Origin of the sequence: Shewanella waksmanii, from assembly GCF_043643685.1 — a bacterium.
Classification (GTDB): Bacteria; Pseudomonadota; Gammaproteobacteria; order Enterobacterales; family Shewanellaceae; genus Shewanella; species Shewanella waksmanii_A.
Map to the genome: position 1 here is coordinate 510,023 of NZ_JBHZSN010000002.1, position 6,582 is coordinate 516,604.

5 protein-coding genes are annotated in these 6,582 nt (G+C 43.5%); all 5 read left to right on the plus strand.

The genetic code is table 11. From position 1 onward, the window contains the following. Positions 1-21: 21 nt before the first annotated feature. The 5 genes from htpG (at position 22) to ACHUFW_RS05095 (ending at position 6,459) form a co-directional block, all read left to right on the plus strand. Positions 22-1,941 (plus strand): molecular chaperone HtpG, encoded by a 1,920-nt coding sequence (htpG, locus tag ACHUFW_RS05075; RefSeq protein ID WP_394201107.1) that lies wholly within the window; start codon positions 22-24, stop codon positions 1,939-1,941. Positions 1,942-2,012: 71 nt separating this feature from the next. Continuing rightward, entirely contained in the window at positions 2,013-2,858 is an 846-nt protein-coding gene (locus ACHUFW_RS05080) for a co-chaperone YbbN (protein ID WP_394201109.1), read from the plus strand. 156 nt (positions 2,859-3,014) lie between these two features. Next, positions 3,015-3,659, plus strand: a complete 645-nt coding sequence (adk, locus tag ACHUFW_RS05085; RefSeq protein ID WP_394201111.1) for an adenylate kinase — start codon at positions 3,015-3,017, stop codon at positions 3,657-3,659. Between the two features lie 337 nt (positions 3,660-3,996). Then, on the plus strand, positions 3,997-5,004 hold the full coding sequence (hemH, locus tag ACHUFW_RS05090) for a ferrochelatase (RefSeq protein WP_394201112.1): 1,008 nt from the start codon (positions 3,997-3,999) through the stop codon (positions 5,002-5,004). A gap of 150 nt (positions 5,005-5,154) precedes the next feature. Further along, complete coding sequence (locus ACHUFW_RS05095) at positions 5,155-6,459, plus strand: inosine/guanosine kinase (RefSeq protein ID WP_394201114.1); 1,305 nt, start codon at positions 5,155-5,157, stop codon at positions 6,457-6,459. The last annotated feature ends 123 nt before the right edge of the window (positions 6,460-6,582 follow it).

Sequence of the window (6,582 nt, forward strand, 5' to 3'; positions counted from 1 at the left end):
GTGTATTAGAAGGAATAATCGATGTCACAACAAGAAACTCATGGCTTTCAAACTGAGGTCAAACAACTACTGAATTTGATGATTCACTCTTTATATTCAAATAAAGAGATTTTCTTGCGTGAATTGGTATCAAACGCGGCAGATGCAGCGGACAAACTACGTTATGAAGCACTGACCAACGATGCGTTATATGAAGGCGATGGTGAGCTTAAAGTTCGCGTTAGCGCTGATAAAGAAAAGGGCACAGTGACCATTGAAGACAATGGTATTGGTATGACCCGTGACGGCGTTATTGAACATTTAGGTACGATCGCTAAATCTGGTACTGCCGAGTTCTTCAAAAATCTTTCCGGTGATGAGTCAAAAGATTCACAATTGATCGGTCAGTTTGGTGTTGGTTTTTACTCTGCATTTATTGTTGCAGACCAAGTTACCGTTGAGACACGCGCGGCAGGTCACAGTGCCGAAGAAGCCGTTCAGTGGCAGTCTGCTGGTGAAGGTGATTTCACTGTAGAGACCATTAATAAAGCAACTCGCGGTACCAAGATTACGTTGCACCTGCGTGAAGAAGAGAAAGAGTTTGCTGATGATTTCCGTCTGCGCTCTATCATCACTAAGTATTCAGATCATATTTCAGTACCGGTAGAGATGTGGCAAGAAGGTACACCGGCACAAGAAGCGACAGAAGAGGGCGGCGAAGCCATTCCTGCAACTGAAGGTCAGTGGCAGGCAATGAACAAAGCAACAGCACTGTGGACACGCAATAAGAGTGATGTCACAAAAGAAGAGTACCAAGAGTTTTACAAGCACATCTCTCATGACTTTACTGACCCGTTATTATGGAGTCATAACCGCGTAGAAGGTAAGCAAGAATACACCAGCTTACTTTATATTCCGGCTAAAGCGCCGTGGGACCTATGGAACCGCGACCGTAAGCACGGACTAAAACTGTTTGTTCAACGGGTATTCGTGATGGACGATGCCGAGCAGTTTATGCCAAGTTACCTGCGATTTGTTCAAGGCTTGATTGATTCCAATGATCTGCCATTGAACGTGTCGCGTGAAATTCTCCAAGACAACAAAGTGACTACCGCATTACGCACTGCTGTCACTAAACGTGTGCTCGGCATGTTGGAAAAACTGGCTAAGAACGACGCTGAAAAATATCAAAGTTTTTGGGCTGAATTTGGTCAGGTGTTAAAAGAAGGTCCTGCTGAAGATTTTGCTAATAAAGAGCGTGTTGCTGGCTTATTGCGTTTTGCTTCAACCGAAGGCAAGGGTGCAGAGCCGACTGTGAGCTTAGCTGACTACGTTTCACGTATGAAAGAAGGCCAGTCAAAAATTTACTTTATTGTTGCAGACAGTCATGAAGCAGCGGCCAATAGCCCACATCTAGAGTTGCTGCGTAAGAAAGGCATTGAAGTGCTATTAATGTCTGAGCGTATTGATGAGTGGTTGATTAACCATTTGACTGAGTTTGACGGTAAGCAACTGCATTCAGTGACCCGTGGTGATTTGCAATTAGGTGATCTGGAAGATGCCGCTGATAAAGAGGCACAAGAAAAGTTACAGACTGAATCTGAAGGCCTAGTTAAACGTGTCAAAGATGTATTAGGCGACAAAGTGGCTGACGTTAAAGTGACTTCTCGTTTAACCGATACGCCTGCATGCGTGGTTGCAGGAGAAGGTGAGATGTCTAGCCAAATGATTAAGTTGATGCAAGCGGCTGGTCAAGATGTTCCTGAATCTAAGCCGACATTCGAGATTAACCCAGAGCATCCATTGATTGTTCGCCTTGATAACGAACAAGATGAGCAGCTATTTGGACAATGGGCAGAATTGCTATTGCAACAAGCTCAGCTTTCAGAAAAAGGCAGTTTGGCTGACCCATCAGCGTTCATTAAATTGATGAACCAGATGTTGATGGCGAACTTGAAGTAATCTTCACGACCCAATATAGCAAAGGCAGTTTATACTGCCTTTTGCTTTTTTGATTAAATGCAAGGATGGTTATGCAACCTGTATTAGATCTTACCAAAGAGAATATTCAACAAGTTGTTGATGCTTCAATGCAGCAAGTCATTGTGCTGAACTTTTGGAGCGAACAAAGCCCTGAAAGTGTTGCGCTGGCCAATACATTGGTGGCGATGGCTCAGCAGCAAGCTGGCCGATTTATTGTAGCCAAAGTCAATTGTGATATTGAGATGGAAATTGCCAACTATTTCCAGATCCAGAGCTTGCCTACCACGATGGTGCTTAGTGAAGGTAAACCAATCGATGGTTTCGCTGGTGTTCAAGAGGCCGCGCAAATTGAACAAATGCTAGAAAAGCATTTGCCTGCCCAATGGCAGCTGGACTTGCAACAAGCAAAGCAACTGCTTGCTGAGCAAAACGTCGATCAAGCCTTACCGCTATTAAAACAAGCATATAGCGAGTCTACGTCAGCAGAAGTAGCGCTACCTTATACCGATGCACTGTTGATGAAAGGCGACTTAGTGTTAGCGCAAAGTCTACTAGACGCAATTGGCTTAGCAGATCAAGATAGCTACTTTCAGAGCTTAAAAGCCAAATTAACCTTGGCATTGGAAGCCGCTGATACACCAGAGATTCGAGGATTACAGCAACAATTAGCGGCCAGTCCCGATGATATTGCTTTAGTGCATAAGTTGGCGAGTGCGTTACATCAAGCGAGTCGTAATGATGAAGCATTAGAAAGTTTGTATGTGGTGCTTCAAAAAGATATGACGGCGTTAGATGGCCAAGTGAAGCAGTTATTTTTAGATATTTTAACGGCCTTGGGTCAAAGTGATGCCATGGCGAACCAATATCGTCGAAAGCTATATACCTTGTTGTATTAAGGCGAGTGTGGTTAGGCGAAACGTCTAACAGTAGCTATGCAAAATTACAAGTAAAAGGGGCAATTAAAACTCTACATCGCCCCTTCAAAATAGCGGCTATTTGTGCGAAGATCGCCGCCCAATGATAAAAACTATGCGAAATAAGAGGACTCTCAGATGCGCATTATGCTATTAGGTGCCCCAGGTGCCGGTAAAGGTACCCAGGCACAGTTCATCATGGAAAAATATGGTGTTCCACAAATCTCAACTGGTGATATGTTACGTGCTGCAGTAAAAGCGGGTACGCCGTTAGGGTTAGAAGCCAAAAAAGTGATGGACGCAGGACAGCTAGTTTCTGATGAGCTCATTATTGGCCTTGTTAAAGAACGCATTGCTCAAGATGATTGTGCAAAAGGTTTCTTATTCGATGGTTTCCCTCGTACCATTCCGCAAGCTGATGCAATGGCTAGCAGCGGTATCGATATTGATTATGTGGTAGAAATTGATGTGCCAGACGAGGAGATCGTTAAGCGCATGAGTGGCCGTCGTGTTCACCCAGGTTCTGGTCGTGTCTATCACATTGTTTACAATCAACCTAAGGTTGAAGGTAAGGATGACGTGACCGGTGAAGATTTAGCAATTCGTCCTGATGATGAAGAAGAGACAGTACGTAAGCGCCTTGGGATTTATCATGATCAAACTAAGCCATTAGTTGAATATTACGGTAATCTTGCAGACCAAGGTAAGCTGGTTTACAGCAAGTTTGATGGCACTAAGAGTGTTGCTGACGTTAGCGCTGAAATCGAAGCAGCATTAAGCTAGTCACGATTAGTACAATCTCTATATGAGCTAGCTCTCATATTTAATAAAAGCCCACATTGGTGGGCTTTTTTATTGCCTAACTCAATGGTAGCCTTACATTTTTCTTACATATTCTTCATATAGTGCGGCCAGTAAAATCCATCGTTTATTGTTTATATGGTCAAGGGCACTTTTAAGAAAAATATACGCCTTAAAGAGATTCATATTCATACTGTTTTGCAGGCTTTGTCTGAGTTTGGGAAGACTCATAATAACCCCAGGATAGCGGTGTACTTAGCCACTGGTTTGAAGCTGGTTCTTATGTATCTATTCTGTTTAGTTGATAAAGAGAGTTATCTTGAATATTCAGTCAGAAAAAATTGGTGTTTTACTTGTCAATTTGGGCACGCCCGATAGCCCAGATATTGCCGATGTGCGTCGTTTTTTGCAGCAGTTTCTCAGCGACCCACGTGTTGTTGACGTTAACCCGCTTATTTGGAAGCCGGTATTAAATGGGATTATTCTCAATACGCGGCCTAAAAAGGTAGCTCAGCTATATAAAAGCATTTGGTGGGAACAAGGTTCTCCGCTTATGGTCATCAGCCAACGCCAACAGCAAAAATTACAAAAAGCACTGCAATCAGTAGGCTTAAATATGCCTGTTGAGTTAGGCATGACTTATGGCAATCCATCGTTAAAAAGCGGCCTTGACGAGCTAAAAGCGCGGGGCGCTGAAAAGATCATTGTGCTTCCGCTCTATCCACAATATTCATGTTCAACGGTCGCACCGGTCTTCGATGCCATTACCGGTTTGTATCAGACGCAGCGAGATTATCCGGAAACTCGGTTTAATAAACAGTATTTTGATGATCCTAATTATATTGCCGCGCTAGCGAACTCGGTTAAGGCGCATTGGCAACAATATGGTCAAGCAGATTGTTTATTGATGTCATTCCATGGCGTACCAAAGCGTTATGTGACCGAAGGCGATCCCTATCAAGCTCAGTGTCAAGCAACCGCTGAATTGTTAGCACAAGCTTTGGGGCTGAGTGAGTCTCAATGGCGAATTTGTTTCCAGTCTCAGTTTGGTAAAGAGGAATGGTTAACGCCATACACAGATAAGCTGCTGCAAGCTTTGCCAAAAGAAGGCATTGAATCTGTCGATATTATGTGCCCAGCATTTGCCGCTGATTGTTTGGAAACCTTAGAAGAAATTGCGACTGAGGGGAAAGAAGAGTTCATTGAGGCAGGGGGCAAACAGTACCGATTCATTGATTGTTTGAACGATAATGATGCCCACATCAATATGCTGGCAGAGATCGTCAAATCTCAATCTGCAGGCTGGTTAGCTGCACCTGCATCATAAACTGCTACGCTTAAGGCTAAATTGTGCTAGTATCTGCCGCCATTTGATAATTTGATGGCGGCATAGTCTTTTTTGCCACGCATGCTAGTGGGGGGAAACTAGTGTGCTATTTTTAGATGATAGCAAGGATGCCAATATTGAGAATCTGTTATGAAGTTTCCTGGACAGCGCAAATCTAAACACTATTTTCCAGTCAAAAATAAAGACCCACTGCTTGCGCAGCTGACTCAGCAACCACAGCATGTTTCTACTCATATAAGTGGTATTGACCAAACCTTAGTGGATATTGAGGCTAAAGTTGCCGACGAACTCCTGCAACGCTATGGATTACCTAAAGGTAATTCGACGTTAATCGACGATGACAAAGCTCATGAGTTGTACAATGAGCTAAAGGATAATCGATTAGTCAGTGATGAGTTTGCTGGAGGAACGATCGGTAATACTGTTCATAACTATTCGATATTGGCAGATGACCGCTCAGTGTTGTTTGGGGTTATGAGTAACAATATTGCGGTAGGTAGTTATGCGTACCGTTATTTGTGCAACACCTCTTCCAAAGTTGATCTGAACTATCTACAACCTGTAGATGGGCCGATAGGGCGTTGTTTTACACTCATCTCTGAATGTGGTGAGCGAACCTTTGCAATTAGTAAAGGTGCTATGGATAAACTGACGCCTGAATATATTGATGAGAAAATTGTCAAAAGCTCTTCAGCATTGGTATTAACCGCTTATTTAATGCGTGCTAGTGGTGGAGATCAAATTGGCGCAGCGGCATTAAAAGCAATCGAATATGCCAAAGCTGCTGACGTACCTGTAGTATTAACTTTAGGTACCCGATTCCTGATTGAAGAAGATCCACAATGGTGGCGTGACTTCATTAAGGAAAATGTGTCTATTTTGGCAATGAATGAAGATGAAGGTGAAGCGTTAACCGGGTTTAAAGATCCATTAAGCGCAAGTGAGGCAGCCTTAGATTGGTGTGATATGGTGTTAACCACGGCAGGGCCTTTGGGTTTATATACTGCAGGTTATACCGACGATAGTGAAAAACGTGAAACCAGCCATGCTTTGCTACCGGGTGCCATTCCTGAGTTCAACCGTTATGAGTTTTCTCGACCTAAGCGTCGTAGAGATTGTGATGAGCCAATTAAAGTGTATGCTCACATCTCGCCGTATATGGGCGGGCCTGAGAAAATCCGTAATACTAACGGCGCAGGCGATGGCGCGTTATCAGCATTACTGCACGACTTAGCATCTAACGATTATCATCGCGCAAATGTTCCTGGGTCTAGTAAGCACAAAAATGATGGCCTGTGTTATAGCTCTTTCTCGCAAATCTGTAAGTATGCTAACCGAGTGGCTTATGAGGTATTAGCACAGCACAGCCCAAGGCTATCTCGCGGCTTACCAGAACGAGAAGATAGCTTAGAAGAGTCGTATTGGGAAAGATAAAGTTGGATTAATAAAAAAGGCGCCTAGGGCGCCTTTTTTAGATTTAGTGACCCGTCCTAAATAACGTTGACACTTTTCAAACCTTTTTTGGAGAGTGTTATGAAATCAACAGTTAAGCGAACT